Consider the following 20,920-nt stretch of genomic DNA (forward strand, 5'->3'; position numbering starts at 1 on the left):
GCGGCGCCCGAAGGTGAGCGTTTTCGGGAGCCGCGCCGTGGCCGGTGCCCGGCATCGAATCGTTGGGATTCCGCATCGATCGATGCGGTCAGGGGCTCAGTGCTCGCGCACCGGCGAGCGATGCTTGTACAGCACGTCCTGATCCACGCGGATCAGGTTCTGCCCCGCATCCACCACGAAATCCACGCCGTTGTAGGCGCTGCCCGTGAGCAGCAGGATGGCGTTCGCCACGTCGTCCGGGCCGGCGATGCGCGCGAGCGGCGTGGAGGCGCGGCTCGCGTGCGCGAAATCGGCCGCGGTCTGGTCGTCGCTCGGCAGCATCAGGCCCGGGAACACGGCATTCACGCGCAGCACCGGCGCGGCCGACATCGCCAGCATCTGCGTGAGGTTGCCGAGCGCGGCCTTCGCGACCGTGTAGCTGAAGTGGTCGCGGTGGAAGTTTTCCTTGATCTTCTGGTCGATCACGTTGATCACCACGCCCTGCTGGCCGAGCACCTTGGCGCGCGCGTAGAACGTGCGCGCGAGCAGGATCGGCGCGCGGCAGTTGATCGTCCACGCGCTGTCGAGCGCGGCCAGGTCGAAGCCGGGGAAGTGATCCTGCCAGAACACCGAGGCGTTGTTGACGAGCACGTCGAGCCGCCCGAAGCGCGTGTACACGGCATCGATCAGCGCGGCGCAGGCATTCGCGTCGGCAAGGTCGGCCTGCAACGCCACCGCCTCGCCGCCGGCCGCGCCGATTTCATCGGCGGCGTCGGCGGCCGCGTCGGCCGAGCGGTCGTAGTGGATCGCAACGCGGTAGCCGTGCGTGCCGAAGTGCCGGGCGAACGCGCGGCCGGCGCGGCGCGCCGCACCCGTCACGAGCACGACCGGGGTGTCCGGCCCATCCGGCGTGGGCGCTGGCGCGGCCATCACGTATTGGCGAGGTTGATCGCCGACGAATTCGACACGATCGAGAGGAATTCGCGACGCGTCGCCGGATCGGTGCGGAACGTGCCGAGCATCCGCGACGTGACCATCTCCACGCCGGGCTTGTGGATGCCGCGCGTGGAGATGCACTGGTGCGCCGCTTCGAGGATCACGCCGACGCCCTTGGGTTGCAGCACCTCGAACAGCGTGTCGGCGATCTGCACGGTCATCTTTTCCTGGATCTGCAGGCGCTTGGCGAACGCGTCGACCAGGCGCGCCAGCTTCGAGATGCCGACCACGCGGGAGTTCGGCAGATAGGCCACGTGCGCGCGGCCGATGATCGGCACCATGTGGTGCTCGCAGTAGCTCTCGAAGCGGATGTCCTTCAGCACGATCATCTCGTCGTAGCCTTCGACTTCGCTGAAGGTGCGCGCGAGGATGTCGCGCGGTTCGAGCTGGTAGCCCGCGAAGAATTCCTCGTAGGCGCGCGCCACGCGCGCCGGCGTATCGAGCAGGCCTTCGCGTGCGGGATCGTCGCCGGCCCAGCGCAGCAGGACGCGCACGGCATCTTCGGCTTCGGCGCGGCTCGGGCGCGTGACGGGTTCGGCGGCCGCGACGGCCACCGGCTCGGCTGCCGCCTTGCTGGCGGTCTTGCGTTTGGACATGCTGAAAGGCTCCGGTTGGCGCCGCTTGGCGCGGCTGACCGGGCATTGTTTCATGGATTCGATGCGTTCGCCGGCCGGCGCATCGGCCGCGAGCAGGCGAAATCGGACGCCGGGCCGCTCATTTCGGCCATTCGTCGAGCGCGTCGTTGAACAGCCCGGCCACCACGCCGCGCAGCCACGCGGCGCGCGCGTCGTTGTGATATTTGCGATGCCAGTGCTGGCGCAGATCGAAACGCGGCAGCGGCAGCGGCGGCTCCACCAGCGTGATCGACGCATGCTCGGCCGCATAGGCATAGCCGATCGCGTGCGGCACGGTGGCGATCAGGTCGGTGCGGCCGAGGATGAACGGCAGGCTCATGAAGTGCGGCGTTTCGAGCACCGCGCGCCGTTGCAGCCGCGCCTTCGCGAGGTATTGCTCCAGCACTTCCTGGCTGCGCCCCTCGGCGCGCACCACGGCGTGGCCGCACGCGAGGTACTGCTCGACCGTCAGCGGCATGCCGGCCAGCGGATGCTCGCGGCGCATCAGGCAGATGAACCGATGCGTGAACAGACGCTGCTGGAAGAAGTTGCTGCCGTCGAGATCGGGGAAATAGCCCACCGCCAGATCGACCGCGCCGGCCTCCAGCCCGCGCTCCACCTCCGCGTGCGGCAGCGACACCGAACGCAAGTTCGCATGCGGCGCGCGGCGCGCCAGCGCCTGCAGCAAGCGCGGCAGGAACACGATCTCGCCGACGTCGGACAGCGCGATCGAGAACGTGCCGGTAGTGGTGGCCGCATCGAAATCGTGCGGCGTGTCGAGGCCGCGGCGGATTTGCGCGAGCGCGTCGCGCGCGGCCGGCACCAGCGCCAGCGCGCGCGGCGTGGGCTCCATGCCGCGCGAGGTGCGCACGAACAGCGGATCGCCGAAGTGCTCGCGCAGCCGGCCGAGCGCGGCGCTCACGCGCGGCTGGCTCACGCCGAGCAGGTCGCCCGCACGGCTCACGTTGCGCGCGTCGTCGAGCGCGACGAGGTAGGGAATCAGGTTCAGATCGAGTTCGGGCACGGGGGCGCACTATCGGAAATCGATATGAAACATATCTCCAAAATGGGATTGCCGCATAGTCGGTGAAGCCCGAACATCCGATTCATTACTCGAATCAATGTTCAGGAGACGAACAATGCGTACCCAAGTCGCGATTGTCGGCGCCGGTCCCGCCGGGCTGCTGCTGTCCCATCTGCTTCGCCTGCAAGGCATCGACGCGGTGCTGATCGAAGCGCGCTCACGCGAATACTGCGAGAACCGGATTCGCGCCGGCGTGCTGGAGCAGGGCACCGTCGATACGCTGAACGAGGCGGGCCTCGGCGAGCGGATGCGCCGCCAGGGGCTGGTCCACCACGGCATCGAACTGCTGTTCTCGGGCGAGCGGCACCGCATCGACCTGTCGGCGCTGACGGGCGGCCGCGCGATCACCGTCTACAGCCAGCACGAGGTGGTGCGCGACCTGATCGCGGCCGGCGTCGAACACGGCCACGCGATGCATTTCGAGGTCAGCGACGTGGCGCTGCACGACGTGACGGGCGAGCGCCCGGCCGTGACGTTCACGCGCCAGGATGGCCGCGCCGAGCGCATCGATTGCGATTTCATCGCCGGTTGCGACGGCTTCCACGGCCTCGCGCGGCAAACCATCCCGGAAACGCTGCAACGCTGCTTCGAACGCGTGTATCCGTACGCGTGGCTCGGCATCCTGGCCGACGCCGCGCCGTCGCTCGACGAACTGGTGTACGCGCATCACGACAACGGCTTCGCGCTGTTCTCGATGCGCTCGCCGAGCGTGACGCGCCTGTATTTGCAATGCCGCCCCGACGAGGATCTGGCCGACTGGTCCGACGCGCGGATCTGGGACGAACTGCACACGCGCTTCGCGAACCGCAGCGGCTGGACGCCCACCGAGGGCACGATCACGCAGAAGAGCGTCACGCCGATGCGCAGCTTCGTGTGCGAGACGATGCGCCACGGCCGCCTGTTCCTGGCCGGCGACGCCGCGCACATCGTGCCGCCGACCGGCGCGAAGGGCATGAACCTGGCCGTGGCCGACGTACGCGCGCTGTCGCGGGCGCTGGCCGCCCACTACGCTGGCGACGACGCGCCGATCGACGCCTATTCGGCCACCTGCCTGGAGCGCGTCTGGCGCGCCGAGCATTTCTCGTACTTCATGACCAACATGCTGCATCCGTCGGCCGAGGACACGCCGTTCGTCAACCGCCTCAAGCTGGCCGAGCTCAAATACGTGACGCGCTCGCCCGCCGCCGCGCAGGCGCTGGCCGAAAACTACGTGGGTTTGCCGTTCGACGACGCCCGCGTCTCGGTAGCACCCCGCCTTGACAACGCATTGAGCGAGATTCTATGATCGCCGCATCGTTCGCTAATCGAATCTGAGTTCGAATAACGAACAAAACCGGATCGGGAGACGATCCGGTGCGGCGCGGCCCGAGCACAATCCGGCGCGCTGTCCGACCGTCGCATGCTGCGACGCGGATTCCCCCAGGATGAGCCATGGTCAACAAGATTTTCGAATCCCTCCAGTCGGCGGTTGCCGACATCCACGACGGCGCGACGGTCATGATCGGCGGCTTCGGCACGGCAGGCATGCCGTCCGAGCTGATCGACGCTTTGATCGAACACGGCGCGCGTGATCTCACGATCGTCAACAACAACGCCGGCAACGGCGAAACCGGCCTGGCCGCGCTGCTGAAGGCCAAGCGCGTGCGCAAGATCATCTGCTCGTTCCCGCGCCAGGCCGATTCGCAGGTGTTCGACGCGCTCTACCGCGCCGGCGAGATCGAGCTGGAACTGGTGCCGCAGGGCAACCTGGCCGAGCGCATTCGCGCGGCGGGCGCCGGCATCGGCGGCTTCTTCACGCGCACCGGCTACGGCACCAAGCTGGCCGAAGGCAAGGAAACGCGCGAGATCGACGGCAAGCACTATGTGTTCGAAACGCCGATCCACGCCGATTTCGCGCTGATCAAGGCGTTCAAGGGCGACCGCTGGGGCAACCTGGTCTATCGCAAGACGGCCCGCAACTTCGGGCCGGTGATGGCCAGCGCGGCCAAGACCAGCATCGTTCAGGTGTCGCAGGTCGTCGAGCTGGGCGGCCTCGATCCCGAACATATCGTGACGCCGGGCATTTTCGTGCAGCGCGTCGTCGAAGTGCCGCAAGCCGTGCATGCGGCCGAACTCGCCGCGCAAGCCGCCTGACCCCGGAGAACACCAAGATGAAACGACTGACCCGCGATGAAATGGCCCAGCGCGTCGCGCAGGATATTCCCGACGGCGCGTACGTGAACCTCGGCATCGGCGTGCCGACGCTGGTGGCGAACCACCTCGACGCCAACAAGGAAGTGTTCCTGCACAGCGAGAACGGCGTGCTCGGCATGGGCCCCGCGCCCGAGGCCGGCCATGAGGACGACGAACTGATCAATGCCGGCAAGCAGCACGTCACGCTGCTGACGGGCGGCGCGTATTTCCATCACGCCGATTCGTTCGCGATGATGCGCGGCGGCCATCTCGACTACTGCGTGCTCGGCGCGTTCCAGGTGTCGGCCAAGGGCGACCTGGCGAACTGGCACACCGGCGCGCCCGACGCGATTCCGGCCGTGGGCGGCGCGATGGATCTGGCGATCGGCGCGAAGCAGGTGTTCGTGATGATGGATCACCTGACCAAGCAGGGCGAAAGCAAGATCGCCGCCGAGTGCTCGTACCCCGTCACCGGGATCGGCTGCGTGACGCGCATCTACACCGATCTGGCCGTGCTCGACGTGACGCGCGATGGCCTGGCCGTGCGCGAGATCTTCACCGACCTGTCGTTCGACGAACTGCAGACGCTCACCGGCGTCCCGCTGATCGACGCGACCGAACGCGCGACCGCGTAAGCGCGCGCTACCTTCCTGCCGCGATGGCCGCCGCGCGAGGCATCCGCCGTTCCACGCGCGGCGCCCGCGCCGCCGGGCGCGCACACCGCCGCGCTTCGGTGGACAATACGCGCTCCCGGCCCCTCCCGATCTGCTGATCATTCCATGTTCGAAGACAGTGCCCGATTGACCGCCCTCATCGGCGGCGACGCCTCGCTCATCCGGATCTGGTCGCCCACCGCGACGCTGCAACGGATGCTCGACGTCGAGGCCGCGCTCACGCGCGCGCTGGCCGCCAATGGCGTGATTCCCGACTCGGCCGTTGCGCCGATCGTGGCCGCCTGCCGCGCCGAACGGCTCGACGCCGATGCGCTGGCGCGCGACGCCGCGCTCGGCGGCAACCTCGCGATTCCGCTCGTCAAGCAACTGACCGTCCGCGTGAAGGACGACGACGCCGACGCGGCCAAGTTCGTCCATTGGGGCGCGACGAGCCAGGACATCATCGATTCCGGCCTCATGCTGCAACTGCGCGACAGCTTCGACGCGATCGCGCCGCTGCTCGACCGCGTGTGCGCCGCGCTGGCCGAACTGGCGCGTGCGCATCGCGCCACGCCGATGATCGGCCGCACCTGGCTGCAACAGGCGCTGCCGATCACGCTCGGCCTGAAATTCGCGCAATGGCTTGACGCGCTCGGCCGCCATCGCCAGCGGCTCGACGCGCTGCGCCGCGACGTGCCGGTGCTGCAATTCGGCGGCGCGGCCGGCACGCTGGCGAGCCTGCGCGAGGCCGCGCCGCGCGTGGCCGCGTCGCTGGCCGACGAGCTGCAACTGACGCTGCCCGACGTGCCGTGGCACACCCAGCGCGATCGCATCGCCGAAACGGCCGCGTTCTTCGCGATGCTGATCGGCACGCTCGGCAAGATCGCGCGCGATATCTCGCTGCAGATGCAGACCGAAGTGGGCGAACTGGCCGAACCGGCCGCGGCCGGCAAGGGCGGTTCTTCCACCATGCCGCACAAGCGCAACCCGGTCGGCTGCGCCGCGGTGCTGACCGCCGCCGTGCGCGCGCCGGGCCTGCTGGCCACCGTGTTCGCCGGGATGGTGCAGGAGCACGAGCGCGCGCTCGGCGGCTGGCAAGCCGAATGGGACGCGCTGCCCGAACTCGCGCGCATGGCCGGCGGCGCGCTGGCCACGCTCGCGCCGATCGCCGAAGGGCTGAACGTGGACACCGCGCGGCTGGCCGCGAACCTCGGCGCCACGCGCGGCCTGGTGCTCGGCGAGGCCGTGATGCTGGCGCTCGGCGACAAGATCGGCCGGCTCGACGCGCATCACCTGGTCGAAGCCGCCTCGAAGGAAGCGGTGCGCTCGAACCGCACGCTGCACGAGGTGCTGGCCGCCGACCCGGCCGTCACCCATCATCTCGCACCCGAGGCGCTCGCGCGCCTGCTGGACCCTGCTCAATACGTCGGCGAGGCCGCGGCCTTCGTCGATGCCGTGCTCGCGCGCTACGCGAGCGGCCATTAAGGAGAACTCTCGATGCCTTTTGCGACCGTCAATGGTGTGAAGCTGCATTACCGGATCGACCGTGCCGCCAGCGCCGATGCGCCCTGGCTGGTGTTTTCGAATTCGCTCGGCGCCGATCTGTCGATGTGGGCCGCGCAGCGCGATGCGCTCGGCGCACACTTCAACCTGCTGCGCTACGACACGCGCGGCCACGGCCATTCCGAGACGCCGGCCGGCTCGTACACCGTCGAGCAACTGGCCGGCGACGTGATCGGCCTGCTCGATCACCTGAACATCGCGCGTGCGAACTTCTGCGGCATCTCGATGGGCGGCCTGACCGGCGCGGCCCTGGCCGCACGCTTCCCGCAACGCATCGTGCGTGCCGTGCTGGCCAACACGGGCGCCAAGATCGGCTCGTCCGAAGTGTGGGGGCCGCGTGCCGCGAAGGCGCGCGACGAAGGCATGGCCGCGCTGGTCGACGTCGTGCTGCAACGCTGGTTCAAGAAGGCATTCTTCGCCGCCGAGCCGCGCCTGATCGACGCCGTGCGCGACACGTTCGTGCATCACGACAGCCACGGCTACGCCGCGAACTGCGACGCGCTGAACGCCGCCGACCTGCGCGAGGAAGTGAAGGGCATCGCGCTGCCGGTGCTGGTGGTGACGGGCGCGCACGACACGTCCACGCCGCCCGATCTGGGCCGCGCGCTGGCCGCCGCGATTCCGGGCGCGAAGCATGTCGAATTCGACGCCGCGCACATCTCCAATATCGAATGCGCCGAGGGCTTCAATCGCGCGCTGATCGAATTCCTGACCGCCTGACGGAGCCGCAGATGGACGACAAGCAACGTTACGAAGGCGGCCTGAGCGTGCGCCGCGCCGTGCTCGGCGAGGCCCACGTGGATCGCTCGCTCGCGAACCGCAGCGAACTGACCACCGAGTTCCAGGACCTGATCACGCGCTATGCGTGGGGCGAGATCTGGACCCGCGAGGGCCTGCCGCGCCATACGCGCAGCCTGCTGACGATCTCGATGATGGTGGCGCTGAACCGCAGCGAGGAACTCGCGCTGCACCTGCGCGCGGCCAAGAACAACGGCGTGACGCGCGACGAGATCAAGGAAGTGCTGATGCAGACGGCGATCTATTGCGGCGTGCCGGCGGCGAATTCGGCGTTCCACCTGGCCGACAAGATCTTCAAGGACGAGGATGCGGCTGCTGCTGCTGCTGTTGCGGAGTAAGGCGTTGCGGCGTGCATGAAAAGGAAGGCGGTGCACGATGCGCCGCCTTCGCTGCTTTGATTCGACGACGGCCCTTGCGGCCGTCGTGTCGTTTACGGCGATGCCCCGCCGTCACTCCGCCGCGTCGTGCGTCTTCGCGAACTGCCGCAAATAGGCACGCAGCGCCGCTTCGATGCCGCGCCGGTCGGCGCAGGTGGCCGCACGCAGCGTGTGCTCGTCGCCGAACAGCGTGCGCGGCGCGATGTAGGTGCCCACCTCGCTGTGCTCGCGCATCACGCGGATGTGATGCGTGTTCGGATGATATTCGGCGAGCCAGTGCAGGCCTTCGATGCGGTCGCCGGCTTTCATGATGGTGTTCATCGGATCCCTCCCGCCCGGGCGGGTGCGCCCTCGACGCGCCAGCGTCCGGAGCGCTCAGGCTACGCCGCGCCGAAGCGGCCCGCAAGCGCGCATCGATGCGAAATGCGGGGCCGGGTCGGGCCGCCGCGCGCCGTCGTGCGAGGTGCGCGCTTTACAGTTCGAGCGTCGGGGCGGAGGTCGGGCGGCTGCAGCACAGCGTGACGAACGGAAGCGAGATGGGAAATGCGGCAGGGCGAACGTTCAGGTTTCCTGCGCTTTGCTGTCGTAGTCGAGCTGCGCATCCTCGATCCGGCCGCCGTGCCGGCCGGCCCACGAGATCAGCGCCACGAACGGTTCCCGCAAGGTGAGGCCGAGCGGCGTGATCGAATATTCCACGGCCACCGGCGACGATGCGATCACGCGCCGGTTGACGAGGCCGTTGCGTTCGAGCCGCCGCAACGCCTCGGTGAGCGCCTTGTGCGTGATCGGATCGAGCCGCCGCTTGATCGCGTTGAAGCGCGACGGTTCGGTGCACAGCACCGCCAGAATCAACACCGACCACTTGTTGGCGATCTGTTCGAGCACGATCCGCGTCGCGTTGATTTCGGCGAACGGATCGCTCGCTTTTGCATCCATGCCGGTATCCCTTCGTATATCTGCGCTATGGGTGGTGCGTAATTGACAGCAAATATACACCGTATATCTTGTCGGACACTCAACCCATTCGACGAGGTGGCAAGTGTTGAAACTCGAAGGCAAGACCGCGCTGGTGACGGGCGGCAACAGCGGTATCGGCCTGGCGATCGCGCGGAAGCTGGCCGAGGCCGGCGCGCAGGTGTTCATCGCGGGCCGCCGGCAGGCGCAACTCGATGAGGCATGCGAACAAATCGGCGGGCGTGTGGAAGCGGTACAGGCCGACGTCACGCGCGCCGAGGATCTGGCCCGGCTGTTCGGGGTGATCGAGGCGAAGGCGGGCGGCCTCGACATTCTGGTGACCTCGTCGGGCGTGGCCGGGCAGACGACGCTGGAGGCCACCACCGAGGCGCATTTCGATCAGGTGTTCGATCTGAACGTGCGCGGCCTGTTCTTCACGGTGCAGCGCGCCGTGCCGCTGATGCGCGAAGGCGGCAGCATCGTGCTGGTCGGCTCGATCGCGGGCTCGGTCGGCAATGCGGGCTTCGGCACCTATTCGGCCTCGAAGGCGGCGGTCAGGTCGTACGCGCGCACCTGGGCGAAGGAGCTGGCCGGGCGCGGCATTCGCGTGAACACGTTGAGCCCGGGCCCGATCGACACGCCGATGATGGCCAGCGCCGGCGAGGAGGTGACGCGCATGCTGGCCGGCATGATCCCGCTGGGCCGCATCGGCCGGCCCGACGAGGCGGCCGCCGCGGCGCTGTTCCTCGCCGGCGACGACAGCTCGTTTGTTTCGGGTGCCGAACTGGTGGTGGATGGCGGGATGATCGCTTAGGCGGGCTCAGTGGCGGGCGGGGTGATCCTTCGCGTACAGCAGCAGCGCGTCGTCCTGCGCCCGCGCGGCGTCGTTGCTGAACGGCCGGTTCGGCTTCATCGCGAAACTGAGCAGGATTCCGCAGGCCATCACGCCGATCGACAGGATGAACGTCAGATCCCAGTTGTGCAGGCGGTCGGCGATCAGCCCCGCGATCACCGGGCTGACGATCGCCGCGATGAAGCCGTTGCCGCTCATGATGCCGCTGGCCGTGCCCGCGCGGTCGTAGGCCACGTCCATCGGGATCGCCCACATCGGGCCGATGTTCATCTCGTTGAAGAACATCGCCGCGCCGAGGAAGATCAGCGAATACACCGGGTCGTGCAGCAGCACCACCGGCACCAGCGAGAGGCCGGTCAGCGCCATGCAGGTCGCCACCAGGTAACTGCGGGCGCGCTTCAGGTTGCCGGTGCGGCGCAGCAGCCGGTCGCTGACCATGCCGCCCGCCAGGTCGCCGATCACGCCCGCGATGAACACGCCCGACGTGAAGATCACCGCCTTCTTGATGTTCAGGTGGAACGTGTGCATGAAGTACAGCGGCATCCAGTCGAGCATCAGCCAGAGGATCCAGTTGTAGCAGAAGTAGACGGCCGAGATCGGCGCCATGCGCTTGTAGAGGCGCCACCAGGTGCCGGGCGGATCGACCGGATGCGTTTTCGGCGGCGGCAGGATGTCGAGTTCGGCGCGCGTGATGCGCGGATGGTCGGCCGGCTTCTCGGTGTAGGTCAGATGCCAGACCACCAGCCACACCGCGCTCAAGCCGCCCAGCAAGTAGAACGAAAAGCGCCAGTCGAAGGTGGTCATCAGCGCGAGCACCAGCATCGGGGCGATGGCGTTGCCCAGCCGCGCCGACGAATGCGTGATGCCCTGCGCCATGCCGCGCTTGTCGCGGGCGATCCACGAGGCCATCGCGCTGGTCGAGGCGGGGAACGTGGCGCCCTCGCCGAGGCCGAGCAGCAGGCGCGCCGCGATCAGCGAGACGAAGCCGCCGGCTATGCCGGTCAGCGCGGTGGCGACGGTCCAGATCGCCGCGCAGGCCAGCAGCGTGCGGCGCGCGCCGAAGCGGTCGCTGACCCAGCCGCCGATGAACTGGAAGATCACGTACGGATACGCGAACGCCGAGAACACGATGCCGAGTTCGGTGTTCGACAGCCCCAGTTGCGTCTTGAACTGGCCGGCCGCCGTGCTGATGTTCACGCGGTCCACGTAGGTGATGAAGTACATCAGGCACAGCATCACCAGGACGGTGGTGCTGGCCTTGAGCGTTACGCGCTTCATGTCGTCTCCTGATCGTTGCTTTTTTTCGTCGTGTGGCTATTTCGCGGGCGAGCCGAACGCCGCCACCGCGTCGCGAAAGCGCTGGCTGCCGTATACGTGCTCGACCAGATCGTCGTCGTCGAAGCGATGCTCGACCACCAGCCGCCGCAGGCTTTCCTTCACGGCGTGCTGCGTGACCGGCGACAGCGCGGCGAGCCGTTGCGCCAGGGCCGTTGCGGACGCATCGATGTGCTCCTTCGTCACCACCTCGTAGGCGTAGCCGCAATGCTTGGCTTCGGCCGCGTCGATGAAATCGGCCAGCAGCAGCATCTTCTTGACGCGCGGCACGCCGAATGCGGCCGCGAGGCGGGCCAGGTTGCGCGTGGCGAGCGTGTTCGACAGCGTCTTCGCGATCGGCGCGCCGAAGCGCGATCCTTCGGTGCAGACGCGGAAGTCGCAGGCCGTGGCGATCGCGAGGCCGCCGCCCACGGCCCAGCCGTCCACGACCGCCACCGTGGGCGCCTCGATGCGCTCGATCGCGTCGATCACGCGCTCGACCTGCGCCTCGTAGGCCACGCCCTGCCGGCCGTCGTGGAAATCGCGGAAGTAATCGATGTCGGTGCCCGACACGAACGATTTGCCGCCCGCGCCGCGCAACAGCACGCAGCGCACGCTGCGGTCCTCGCGCACCTGCCCGATCAGGTCGAGCAGCGTGGCGTACATCGGCATCGACATCGCGTTGTGGCGTTGCGGCCGATCGATCACGATCGTGGCCAGCGCCGGTTCGGGCCGTTCGAGCCGGACGAGTTCGCTCATTGTTCGGCTCCGGCGCGCGCCTGGCGCAGGGCAGCCAGTTCGGCGCGCAATTCTTCGTTGTGCTCACCGAGCAGCGGGGGATGGCGTCGCACGCGCTGCGGCGTGCCGAGCAGCTTGACGGGGAAGCCGATGTTCTTGACCTTGCCCTCGTTCGGGTGATCGATTTCCATGCACATGCCGCGGTGCTGCGCGTGCTCGCTGCCGAATGCTTCGGGGTACGACAGGATCGGGCCGGCCGGGATGCCCGCATCGAGCATGGTGGCGATCCAGACCTCGCAATCGCGCGTGCCGAACGAGGTTTCCAGCGATTCGATCAGCGCCTCGCGGTGCTTCAGGCGCAGCGACACCGTTTCGAACTGCGGATGCTCGAACAGGTCGGGGCGGTCGAGCAGTTCGCATAAGCGCGCCCACAGCTTCTGGTTCGTCGCGCCCATCACGAAGTAACCGTCGCGCGCCTTGACCGCCTGATACGGCGCGCTCATCTTGTTGCTGGTGCCGAGCGGTTGCGGCTCGACGCCGGTTCCCCAGTAGTCCGACATATCCCAGATCGAGAACGCCATCGCCGCATCGAACAGCGACGCGTCGATATGCTGGCCCTCGCCCGACTTCTGCGCGCCGATGTAGGCCGACAGCACGCCATACACCGCGAACAGCGCGCAGCCGATATCGGCCACCGGCACGCCGGCCTTGACCGGCTTGCCGCCCTTGTAGCCCGTCACGCTCATCACGCCCGACATCGCCTGCGCCATCAGGTCGAAGCCCGGCCGCGCCGACCACGGGCCGCTCTGCCCGAACCCGGAAATGCTCGCGTAGACGATCTTCGGATTGATCGCGCGGATGGTGTCGTAATCGATGCGCAGCCGCTGCACCACGCCCGGCCGGTAGTTCTCGACGATCACGTCGGCGCTTTTGGCCAGTTCGTAGAAGAATTCGCGGCCTTCGTCCGTCTTCAAATCGAGCGCCACCGAGCGCTTGTTCCGGTTCATGTTCAGGAACCCCATGCTGTCCGGGCCTTTCATCTTGAAGCCCATCGCGCCGCGCGTCTGGTCGCCTTCGAGCGGCTCCACCTTGATCACGTCGGCGCCGAGGTCGGCCAGCATCATGCAGGCGAACGGCCCGGCCATGACCTGGCTGACGTCGAGCACGCGAATGCCGTCGAGGGGAAGGGCGGGGGATTGCGTCATGAGTGTCTCCGTGCGGGTGTCTCGGGGCCGCGCGGCGGGGGGATTGCCGGCGGTCGTGCTGTCCGGAGACTGTCGCGCACGGGGATGGCAGCGGCAAGCCTGTAACGGTCATGGCTGGTTTCGCGGATCGCGAAGGCTGCGCGAGGGCGGCAAGAGGGTGGCGCGCGCTGCGCTGCGGGTTTACGCCGCTGCGTTGCCCACCAGCGCCTGCACGATGTTGGCGAGCGTTTGCGCCTGCGCGTGGCCTTCGACGAACGACAGCACGTAGCTGCGCTGCGGCCAGTCGCCTTCGAGTTCGGCCGTGACGATCTCGGGCTCGGGATGGAAGCTTCGCAGTACGGAAGGCGGCATCAGGCCCACGCCGAGGCCGTGGCGCACCACGGCCAGCATCGAATCGAAGCCCGTGACCGAGTAATCGTTGTCGAAGCGCCGGCCGCTGCTGCGGAACGCGCGCTGCACCGCCGTGAGCACCGCCGAGCCCTTGCCGAGGCTGACGATCGGCACGTCGAACAGGGCGTCGAGCGGCACCGGCGTGGTGGCGAACGTGAAATGCGAGCGGTGGTAAACGAGCACGAGGCGATCCTCGCGATAGCGGATCGGCGGCAGATCGAGAAAGCCGCTCTTCCTTTCATAGATGCCGATGTCGATCACGCGGTCGCGCAGCATCTGCTGAACGATCTTGCTGTTCTCCTCGACGATCTTCAACGAGATGCCCGGGTAGGCGCGCTGGATCGCGGCGATATCGGCCGCCAGGAATTCGATTACCACCGCCTTCGGCGCACCGATGATGATGCGGCCGTTGAGGCCGCCGACCAGCGTGCGCGCGTCGCCGGCCAGGCGCTCGACGAGGTTGTCGATCTGCTGCAGGTAGCCCACCAGCTTGTGGCCGGTTTCGGTCAGCTCCACGCCGTGCGCGACGCGCCGGAACAGGCGCGCGTCGAGCTGCGTTTCGAGATCCGTCACGCGCCGCGAGGCCGCCGCCACCGCCAGCCCGAGCCGGTTGGCGGCGCGCGAGATGCTGCCTTCTTCGACCATCGCGACGATCAGGCGGACGGTGGTGGTATCGACTTTCATCGGCGGGAGGGCCGGGGCCGCGGCCTCGCAGGGGGAGGACGGCCATACTAACCCGGCGCGCGGGGGGCGCCTGCTCGCGGCCGCCCGGAACGGACAGGATGCCGAACGATCGGGCGGCGCGTGTCCGGAGCGTGCCCCGTTCAGGCCGCGACGAGCTTCGCCACGAGCGGGTAGAGCGAGGCCACCAGCAACACGGCCATCGTCACGTTGAACATCCGCAGGCGGCGCGGGTTCGACAGAAAGCCGCGCATGCCCTGGCCGAACGCGGCCCACACGCTGATGCACGGAAAGCCCACCAAGATGAACACCACCGCCATGCCGATCGCGCTCGCGCCGTAGCCGTGCGAGAGCTGAACGGTGGTGGCGGCCGTCAGCACCATCATCCAGGCCTTCGGGTTGACGAGCTGGAACAGCGCGGCCTCGACGAACGTCATCGGGCGCGACTTGCCGTTGTTGGCGTTCACTTCGCCCGACGTGCCGATGCGCCAGGCCAGATACAGCAGGTAGGCGATGCTCGCGACCTCCAGCACCGTGTAGAGCACCGGCAACCGCGCGAACGCTTCGCCGAGGCCGAAGCCCACCGCCACCATCATGAGCGCGACGCCGGTGCTGATGCCGACCATGTGCGGCAGCGTGCGGCGGAAGCCGAAATTGACGCCCGATGCGAGCAGCATGGTGTTGTTCGGGCCGGGCGTGATCGACGTGACGAGGGCGAACAGCATGCCGGCGGGAAGGGCGCTCAGGGTCAGGAAATTCATGGTGGTGCCTCTTGAGACTGTTGCGGGAATCGAGTCGGTGAGGAGGCAGTGTAGCGACAGTTGTCTGTACGGTACCGGTACAGTTTGGCGGGAAGGAGCCGGTACGAGGTGGGTGAGGGACAAGGGATGGATTCGCAGTTTCTGTTGGCTGTCAGAAAAGTTGTTCTTAATTTTTGACCTGCGGCGGAATTTTGTAGCCACTCAAGCAGTGAGTCGGTTGTCGATGTAATCGGAATCCCGCCAGGCTCGACAGACCGCGGCTGGAGGTTGGTAGCGATGCGCAGTGTGCGGACGCTTTTCGTTGTAGAGCTGACGCCATTGCTCTATCAGCACTTTGGCCTCCGCCCGGTTGCGAAACCATTCCCGGTTCAGTAACTCGTCGCGAAGTTTGCCGTTGAAGCCTTCGACAAATCCGTTCTGCCAAGGGCTGCCAGGTGCGATGAACGCGGGGCCGACGCTTGCGTCGCGCAGCCACCGCATGACGCGAGCAGCGGTAAATTCCGCGCCGTAGTACATGCAGAATGTCAGCCGTGAGGGGTAACAGGCATCTTTGGGACCGTCCGTTCACCATCCGCCGGCGGAAACCGAAATGGCCGACTTGCCGGAAGGTACGCAGCCCCTGAACCTGGTTGCAATCGATGTTGCCCGCTATTCGACCGCAGTGTTGGTCGAGTCGCCAGGGGGTAAGCGAATATCGCTGCCGCAGCGACGCCGGCGCGGGCGGCGCCTCGGAACGTTCAGCTTCAAGGCCTTCATTCGAGCTCTTCGAGTCGACGAGCTTCGGGCACGTCCATGCCGTCGAATTTGTTTCGCCAGCGATGAGCGTCTGCTCCGTGATGTTGTGCCGCTTGCACAGATCGTTCACCGGTTCCTCGTGACGCTCGGATTCCCGCAGGACGCGAATGATCTGTACGTCGGTGTAGCGATTCTTCATCGAGTTCTCATTGGTCGATCGGATAAGAAAACTCACTTGCCGTTTGGCTACACGATTCGTCTCAGGTCAGTTTAATTGTCAGATTTATGAGTCGACTCACTATGTCGCAAAATTTGCGCCAGTGAGATTTCTCGTGACGCAGTTCGACGCTTATTTCGCGACACTTGGTGGGGGGAGTAGCTTTGTGCGCGAGTCCAGATGAGGTGTGAGTCCGTTTCCGTGTGCGAGCTTTCGAGATAGGGGTATACGCCGCAGCTCAAAAGTGTTGACACAGGAAATTGAGCGCATGACGATGCGACTTATACGTATAAGTCTCGATCAGGATGATCGCCTCGAATGTTGGCGTGCCCCTGAAAGATGATGAGTTGTGTCCTCGTCTCTCGAAGTCAAAGGATGTCGGAAATGGCAAATAATCTGTCTCGCGATACCTTCGGTGCAAATGCCGTTGGTGTGGTTGCTGAATTGCCCAATACAGGGAATTCGGATTCTGTAGTTAATGGTCATGGCTCGGCTTTGAAGCTGCGTCGCGAATTAAGCGTTCTCGATTTGATTATCTACGGCATGGTGTACATGCTGCCCATTGCGCCATTCGCCTTGTACGGCATCATCGCGAATGTCAGCGGTGGGATGGTGCCGCTTGTGTATCTCGTCAGCGTGGTAGCGATGATGTTCACGGCGCGCAGCTATCAGGTGTTGAGCAAAGAGTTTCCGGTCGCTGGCTCTGCATACACCTATGCGCAAAACGGCATCGGTGATTTGGCCGGGTTTCTCGCCGGGTGGTTGGTGTTTCTCGACTACATCATTGCGCCGGGTCTGCTGGCAGTCGTCAGCGCAGTGGCGATGAATAGCCTGGTCCCCGAGATTCCCCGCTCGATATGGATTCTCGGTTTCGTCGGGCTCGGGACCGTGTTGAACTTGGTCGGCGTGTCGGTTACGGCGAAGGTCAACCAAGCGTTCCTGGTCGTCATGCTGGTCGTGCTCGCAGCATTCGTCGGTGCGGGGCTGATCGCCCTGTACAGCGGGAAAGGCCACGGCGGGCTGACGCTCGGCTCGCTGTTCAATATCCATGCATTCACATGGGCGGGGCTTGGCACGGGGATTCTGATCGGCTCGACGAACTTCCTCGGCTTCGATGCCATCACCACGCTCGGCGAGGAAGTGAAGAGCGAGCAGCGCCACATGTCGAGCTTCGCTGGCATGGCGACGCTGATTATCATCGCGGTGCTGTTCGTCTTGCAGAGCTGGATTGCCGCTGATTTGGCACCGGGCGCCAAGGTGTTGTCTCCGGACAGCGCGTTCTACGATATTTCGGCGTATGCCAGCGGGCACTGGTTGTTCGCGATGACCTCAATTAGCACCGCGGTCGCCTTTGGGGTGCCGTGCACGATCGTCTGCCAGATGGCCATTGCGCGGATTATCTTCGCGATGGGCCGCGACCGCCAGTTGCCCAAGGTGTTTTCGCGTCTTTCGCGCAAGTCGCGTCAACCTTATGTCGCGAACTTGTTCGTGGCGGTGGTGTCGCTCGTGATCGCGCTGGCGTTCCAGGATCGGCTTGACGATCTGGCGCTGTTCCAGAACTTCGGTGCATTTTCCGCGTTCATCTTGGTCAACCTGTCGGTGATCGGCTACTTCCGAATCAAGAAGAAATCGAAAGACGTGTGGAATCACGTGATCCTCCCGACCATCGGCTTCGTCGTGATTATCGCTTTGATGGTCGCCATGCGGGCGGCTACGCTGAAGATGGGACTGATCTGGCTGGCCCTGGGCCTCGCTTATTACTTCGTGGTCCGATACGTCTTCGGGCGTAGCGTGGAACTGAAAATCTGATCGTCTCCAACACATTCGGTCAATTTAGCCCCGGCACCTGTCCGTCGAAAGACGAACCGGTGCCGGATCGCTTTGGGTTTTGCAATCTGGAGAATCTCGACGCCGATGAGTACATGCGTAATGAGTCCGCCGCCTCGCAGCGCCGTGTGGGCGCGCATTTCGACGCGTGCCGGTTTTTTTTCGTTTGGCTTCATGCTGTCTAGCTGGGCGCCACTCGCCCCCCTTGCCAAAGCGCGGATGGGGCTGCACGACAGTGAATTCGGGCTTGCCTTGCTATGGTTTGGTGTTGGAAGCCTGATCGCTATGCCTATCGGAAGCGCCGCGGCAAGCCGCTTCGGATGTCGAAGCATCATTCTGTTGTCCGGCCCGCTCGTATGTGCATGTCTCTTCGCGCTGGTATGGACCAACGATGTGCGGGTGTTGTCGGCCAGCCTGTTCCTTTTCGGCGGTGGTATCGGCATGACCGAGTCGGCTATGAACCTGCAGGCAGCCGTCGTGCAGCGCATGCACGAGGAATCGCTGATGTCCGGCTTCCACGCCTGGTTCAGCATTGGCGCCATCGTAGGCTCGGCCGGCGTCAGTACGCTGCTCTCACTGAATTTTCCAGGGCTTCAGGCGGTTGCGTGCGTGGTCGGCACGATGGTTCTGCTATGGCTGTTCGCCGGACGGCATTTCATTAGAAAAACCGGCGCCGGAGCCAAGTTTCGTCTAGGCGTGCCGACTCCGCACGTAGTATGGGTGGGTGTCTTATGTCTCGTGGCGTTCCTGGCCGAAGGTGCTGTCCTCGACTGGAGCGGCGTGTTCCTGACCACGCAGAAGGCGTTCAGTCAGGCGCATGCGGGATATGGTTACGCGGTGTTCGCCGCGACGATGGCTCTCGGCCGACTTAGCGGTGACCGAATCGCGCACGCTGTTGGCGGCGCCAGGGTCTTACTGGTGGGCTCGATCGTTGCGGCGGCAGGCCTTGCCGCGTTGGTGTCGCTGAGCCAGTGGATGGTCCTGCTGCTGTTGTTTGCGGTGATTGGCTTGGGGATCGCCAACATCGTTCCGTTGCTGTTTCTGCAGATGTCGAGGCAGCGGCGCATGCCGGCCGAGCTGGCGATGCCGGTCGTTGCGACCATGGGCTATGCCGAGATGCTTGCCGGACCGGCGATGCTGGGAGGTGTTGCAGAAGCATTCGGCTTGCCGACGTCGTTCCTGATTGTCGCAGGCTTGTTGCTGGTGGTGGCGGCATCCGCGCGGATCGTCTTATCGGATGTGAATTCCTGACCGGAATGTGCCGCGCATCACCCATGAAAAAGGCACCCTCTTGCGGGTGCCTTTTTCATCGAGCGGGGCGCGCGGCCGCCGTTAGACGGGGACCTTGCCGAAGCGGCGCACGCGAATGTCCGCCTGCTCCTTGTGGCCGGCGAAGCCTTCCATAGCACAGAGGCGTGAGCAATATTCGCCGACGAGCGCCGACGCTTCGTCGGTCAGCACTCGCTGATACGTGCAAGTCTTGATGAACTTGCCGACCCAGAGCCCGCCGGTGTATCGCGCGGACTTCATGGTCGGCAGTGTATGGTTGGTCCCGATGACCTTGTCGCCATACGAGACGTTGGTACGATCGCCGAGGAACAACGCGCCGTAGTTCGTCATGTGCTGCAGGAAATACAGCGGATCGCGCGTCATCACCTGAACGTGTTCCGATGCGATACGGTCGGCTTCCTCGACCATCTCGTCGAGCGTGTCACAGAGCACGATTTCGCCATAGTCGCGCCATGCCACCGAAGCCACCGGAGCGGTAGACAGAATAGCGAGCTGACGCTCGATCTCCGCCGGCAGATCTTCGGCCAGTTGCTTCGAGTTCGTCAGGAACACGGTCGGCGAATTCACGCCGTGTTCGGCCTGTCCCAGCAGGTCGGCCGCAACGATTTCGACGTCGGACGAATCGTCGGCGATCACGAGGGTCTCGGTCGGGCCGGCGATGAGATCAATGCCGATCTTGCCAAACAACTGTCGCTTGGCTTCCGCGACATAGGCATTGCCGGGGCCTACGATCATGTCGACCGGATGAAACTGCTCGGTGCCGAGCGCCAGTGCCGCGATGGCCTGGACGCCGCCGGCGCAGTAGATCTCATCGGCGCCGGCGAGGTGCATGGCGGTCACGATTGCGGGATGCGGCTTGCCGGCGAAGGGCGGAGCGACAGCCACCACGCGCTTGACGCCCGCGACTTTCGCAGTAAGCACGCTCATGTGTGCCGATGCAAGCAGCGGGTATTGGCCGCCCGGGATGTAGCAGCCAACGGAATTCACCGGGATGTTCTTGTGGCCGAGGACCACACCGGGCAGGGTTTCTACCTCGACATCCTTCAGCGCAGAACGCTGGACCTCGGCGAAGCGGCGAACCTGAGCTTGCGCGAAGCGGATGTCCTCGATTTCACGCGCGGACAGCGTAGCGACACAGGCCTGAATCTCTTCATCGCTCAGACGAAAGGATGCCGGGGCCCAGCTGTCGAATTGTTTGGAATACTTACGAACGGCGGTATCGCCGTCTGCAGCGACTTCCGCAATGATGGTTTCCACCGTCGCGCGAACCTGGTTCGCGATCTCCGCCTGCACTTCCACAGGCTTGCTTTTCTTCAGATACCGAATCACCCAACACCTCCGAGAACACGTAGATCCGTCCAATGCAGACACGGAGTGCGCATCGGGCGGAAAGCCTTTTCCGATTCGTCGAATCGGACGGCTGATTGTCGGTGGCAGGTTTGTCGGGAGCAATTTCGCAAACTGGCTCGAATGGGCGCGATGTGGCGCACGTCGCCTGTTCGATGCGACGCAGTTCTGAGCGACCGTCTTCAGCGAAATGTGGCGCACGGCTACCTCATTTCGTATCGAGATCGCCAATGAAAGGCTTGTGGAGCTGTGCCGCGGAGGTGCAGGCCTCACCGATTCGATGTGCGAGATAGATGCAGAGCGGCGCACCCAGTGCGTCGATCCACGTCATTCGTTCTTTTCAACATCTAAAGGTACTCACTTGGCTTGACA

At 65.5% G+C, this 20,920-nt stretch carries 20 protein-coding genes and 1 pseudogene; 9 read left to right on the top strand and 12 right to left on the bottom strand.

All coding sequences use genetic code 11. From position 1 onward, the window contains the following. Positions 1-96: 96 nt before the first annotated feature. The 3 genes from ACYP33_RS02745 to ACYP33_RS02755 form a co-directional block, all read right to left on the bottom strand. A complete protein-coding gene (locus ACYP33_RS02745; RefSeq protein ID WP_459619568.1) occupies positions 97-909 on the bottom strand; it encodes an SDR family oxidoreductase in 813 nt (270 codons plus the stop codon). Continuing rightward, a complete protein-coding gene (gene folE, locus ACYP33_RS02750; RefSeq protein WP_414440674.1) occupies positions 909-1,571 on the bottom strand; it encodes a GTP cyclohydrolase I FolE in 663 nt (220 codons plus the stop codon). The genes ACYP33_RS02745 and folE overlap by 1 nt, the downstream gene beginning before the upstream one ends. Positions 1,572-1,689: 118 nt before the next feature. Beyond that, a complete protein-coding gene (locus ACYP33_RS02755) occupies positions 1,690-2,613 on the bottom strand; it encodes a LysR family transcriptional regulator (protein ID WP_459619570.1) in 924 nt (307 codons plus the stop codon). A 115-nt stretch (positions 2,614-2,728) separates the two neighbouring features. Between ACYP33_RS02755 and ACYP33_RS02760 the strand changes: the two genes are divergently transcribed. The 6 genes from ACYP33_RS02760 (at position 2,729) to pcaC (ending at position 8,197) form a co-directional block, all read left to right on the top strand. Then, positions 2,729-3,958, top strand: coding sequence for a 4-hydroxybenzoate 3-monooxygenase (locus ACYP33_RS02760; RefSeq protein ID WP_414448672.1), 1,230 nt, complete (start codon positions 2,729-2,731; stop codon positions 3,956-3,958). 146 nt (positions 3,959-4,104) lie between these two features. Next, positions 4,105-4,806, top strand: coding sequence for a 3-oxoacid CoA-transferase subunit A (locus tag ACYP33_RS02765; protein ID WP_414440677.1), 702 nt, complete (start codon positions 4,105-4,107; stop codon positions 4,804-4,806). Between the two features lie 17 nt (positions 4,807-4,823). After that, positions 4,824-5,480 carry a 3-oxoacid CoA-transferase subunit B gene (locus ACYP33_RS02770; RefSeq protein WP_414448671.1) on the top strand — a complete coding sequence of 219 codons (657 nt, stop codon included), beginning with the start codon at positions 4,824-4,826 and terminating at the stop codon, positions 5,478-5,480. A gap of 144 nt (positions 5,481-5,624) precedes the next feature. After that, a complete protein-coding gene (locus tag ACYP33_RS02775) occupies positions 5,625-6,983 on the top strand; it encodes a 3-carboxy-cis,cis-muconate cycloisomerase (RefSeq protein WP_459619572.1) in 1,359 nt (452 codons plus the stop codon). A gap of 12 nt (positions 6,984-6,995) precedes the next feature. Beyond that, complete coding sequence (gene pcaD / locus ACYP33_RS02780) at positions 6,996-7,781, top strand: 3-oxoadipate enol-lactonase (protein ID WP_459619574.1); 786 nt, start codon at positions 6,996-6,998, stop codon at positions 7,779-7,781. Positions 7,782-7,792: 11 nt separating this feature from the next. Further along, positions 7,793-8,197 carry a 4-carboxymuconolactone decarboxylase gene (gene pcaC, locus ACYP33_RS02785; protein WP_459619576.1) on the top strand — a complete coding sequence of 135 codons (405 nt, stop codon included), beginning with the start codon at positions 7,793-7,795 and terminating at the stop codon, positions 8,195-8,197. A 111-nt stretch (positions 8,198-8,308) separates the two neighbouring features. Here pcaC and ACYP33_RS02790 read toward each other — a convergent pair whose 3' ends face one another. Beyond that, positions 8,309-8,557, bottom strand: a complete 249-nt coding sequence (locus ACYP33_RS02790; protein WP_459619578.1) for a hypothetical protein — start codon at positions 8,555-8,557, stop codon at positions 8,309-8,311. A gap of 240 nt (positions 8,558-8,797) precedes the next feature. Continuing rightward, positions 8,798-9,172 carry a winged helix-turn-helix transcriptional regulator gene (locus ACYP33_RS02795; RefSeq protein ID WP_414448666.1) on the bottom strand — a complete coding sequence of 125 codons (375 nt, stop codon included), beginning with the start codon at positions 9,170-9,172 and terminating at the stop codon, positions 8,798-8,800. Between the two features lie 103 nt (positions 9,173-9,275). Between ACYP33_RS02795 and ACYP33_RS02800 the strand changes: the two genes are divergently transcribed. Continuing rightward, positions 9,276-10,004: an SDR family NAD(P)-dependent oxidoreductase gene (locus ACYP33_RS02800; RefSeq protein WP_414440684.1), complete on the top strand. Its 729-nt coding sequence runs from the start codon at positions 9,276-9,278 to the stop codon at positions 10,002-10,004. Positions 10,005-10,010: 6 nt separating this feature from the next. Here ACYP33_RS02800 and ACYP33_RS02805 read toward each other — a convergent pair whose 3' ends face one another. The 6 genes and pseudogenes from ACYP33_RS02805 to ACYP33_RS02830 all read right to left on the bottom strand — a co-directional run bounded on the left by ACYP33_RS02805 (position 10,011) and on the right by ACYP33_RS02830 (position 16,066). Then, entirely contained in the window at positions 10,011-11,321 is a 1,311-nt protein-coding gene (locus tag ACYP33_RS02805) for an MFS transporter (protein WP_459619581.1), read from the bottom strand. A gap of 36 nt (positions 11,322-11,357) precedes the next feature. Further along, entirely contained in the window at positions 11,358-12,116 is a 759-nt protein-coding gene (locus tag ACYP33_RS02810) for an enoyl-CoA hydratase (protein WP_459619583.1), read from the bottom strand. Further along, a complete protein-coding gene (locus tag ACYP33_RS02815) occupies positions 12,113-13,300 on the bottom strand; it encodes a CaiB/BaiF CoA transferase family protein (protein ID WP_459619585.1) in 1,188 nt (395 codons plus the stop codon). Before ACYP33_RS02815 ends, ACYP33_RS02810 begins: the two co-directional genes overlap by 4 nt. A 180-nt stretch (positions 13,301-13,480) precedes the next feature. Next, a complete protein-coding gene (locus tag ACYP33_RS02820; protein ID WP_459619587.1) occupies positions 13,481-14,374 on the bottom strand; it encodes a LysR family transcriptional regulator in 894 nt (297 codons plus the stop codon). Between the two features lie 140 nt (positions 14,375-14,514). Then, entirely contained in the window at positions 14,515-15,132 is a 618-nt protein-coding gene (locus ACYP33_RS02825; RefSeq protein ID WP_459619589.1) for a LysE family translocator, read from the bottom strand. 201 nt (positions 15,133-15,333) lie between these two features. Next, positions 15,334-16,066: pseudogene (locus ACYP33_RS02830) on the bottom strand (integrase core domain-containing protein). Between the two features lie 402 nt (positions 16,067-16,468). Here ACYP33_RS02830 and ACYP33_RS02835 point away from each other — a divergent pair. Together ACYP33_RS02835 and ACYP33_RS02840 are read left to right on the top strand one after the other, a co-directional pair. Next, positions 16,469-17,893, top strand: coding sequence for an APC family permease (locus ACYP33_RS02835; RefSeq protein WP_414440690.1), 1,425 nt, complete (start codon positions 16,469-16,471; stop codon positions 17,891-17,893). A gap of 120 nt (positions 17,894-18,013) precedes the next feature. Continuing rightward, the gene (locus ACYP33_RS02840; protein ID WP_459619591.1) at positions 18,014-19,162 is read left to right on the top strand and encodes an MFS transporter; all 1,149 of its coding nucleotides are present in this window, start codon (positions 18,014-18,016) and stop codon (positions 19,160-19,162) included. An 81-nt stretch (positions 19,163-19,243) separates the two neighbouring features. Here the strand turns inward: ACYP33_RS02840 and hisD are convergent, their stop codons facing one another. Continuing rightward, positions 19,244-20,530, bottom strand: a complete 1,287-nt coding sequence (gene hisD / locus ACYP33_RS02845; protein WP_414440692.1) for a histidinol dehydrogenase — start codon at positions 20,528-20,530, stop codon at positions 19,244-19,246. Between the last annotated feature and the right edge of the window lie 390 nt (positions 20,531-20,920).

The organism is Burkholderia sp. 3C (assembly GCF_054589155.1).

Excerpts from the sequence above, each read along its gene's own strand:
- ACYP33_RS02770 (WP_414448671.1), top strand. The coding sequence starts at position 4,824 with ATGAAACGACTGACCCGCGATGAAATGGCCCAGCGCGTCGCGCAGGAT.
- folE (WP_414440674.1), bottom strand. The coding sequence starts at position 1,571 with ATGTCCAAACGCAAGACCGCCAGCAAGGCGGCAGCCGAGCCGGTGGCC.
- ACYP33_RS02825 (WP_459619589.1), bottom strand. The coding sequence starts at position 15,132 with ATGAATTTCCTGACCCTGAGCGCCCTTCCCGCCGGCATGCTGTTCGCC.
- ACYP33_RS02840 (WP_459619591.1), top strand. The coding sequence starts at position 18,014 with ATGAGTCCGCCGCCTCGCAGCGCCGTGTGGGCGCGCATTTCGACGCGT.
- ACYP33_RS02835 (WP_414440690.1), top strand. The coding sequence starts at position 16,469 with ATGGCAAATAATCTGTCTCGCGATACCTTCGGTGCAAATGCCGTTGGT.
- pcaD (WP_459619574.1), top strand. The coding sequence starts at position 6,996 with ATGCCTTTTGCGACCGTCAATGGTGTGAAGCTGCATTACCGGATCGAC.
- pcaC (WP_459619576.1), top strand. The coding sequence starts at position 7,793 with ATGGACGACAAGCAACGTTACGAAGGCGGCCTGAGCGTGCGCCGCGCC.
- ACYP33_RS02810 (WP_459619583.1), bottom strand. The coding sequence starts at position 12,116 with ATGAGCGAACTCGTCCGGCTCGAACGGCCCGAACCGGCGCTGGCCACG.
- ACYP33_RS02765 (WP_414440677.1), top strand. The coding sequence starts at position 4,105 with ATGGTCAACAAGATTTTCGAATCCCTCCAGTCGGCGGTTGCCGACATC.
- ACYP33_RS02795 (WP_414448666.1), bottom strand. The coding sequence starts at position 9,172 with ATGGATGCAAAAGCGAGCGATCCGTTCGCCGAAATCAACGCGACGCGG.
- ACYP33_RS02745 (WP_459619568.1), bottom strand. The coding sequence starts at position 909 with ATGGCCGCGCCAGCGCCCACGCCGGATGGGCCGGACACCCCGGTCGTG.
- ACYP33_RS02775 (WP_459619572.1), top strand. The coding sequence starts at position 5,625 with ATGTTCGAAGACAGTGCCCGATTGACCGCCCTCATCGGCGGCGACGCC.
- ACYP33_RS02760 (WP_414448672.1), top strand. The coding sequence starts at position 2,729 with ATGCGTACCCAAGTCGCGATTGTCGGCGCCGGTCCCGCCGGGCTGCTG.
- ACYP33_RS02805 (WP_459619581.1), bottom strand. The coding sequence starts at position 11,321 with ATGAAGCGCGTAACGCTCAAGGCCAGCACCACCGTCCTGGTGATGCTG.
- ACYP33_RS02815 (WP_459619585.1), bottom strand. The coding sequence starts at position 13,300 with ATGACGCAATCCCCCGCCCTTCCCCTCGACGGCATTCGCGTGCTCGAC.
- ACYP33_RS02820 (WP_459619587.1), bottom strand. The coding sequence starts at position 14,374 with ATGAAAGTCGATACCACCACCGTCCGCCTGATCGTCGCGATGGTCGAA.
- ACYP33_RS02790 (WP_459619578.1), bottom strand. The coding sequence starts at position 8,557 with ATGAACACCATCATGAAAGCCGGCGACCGCATCGAAGGCCTGCACTGG.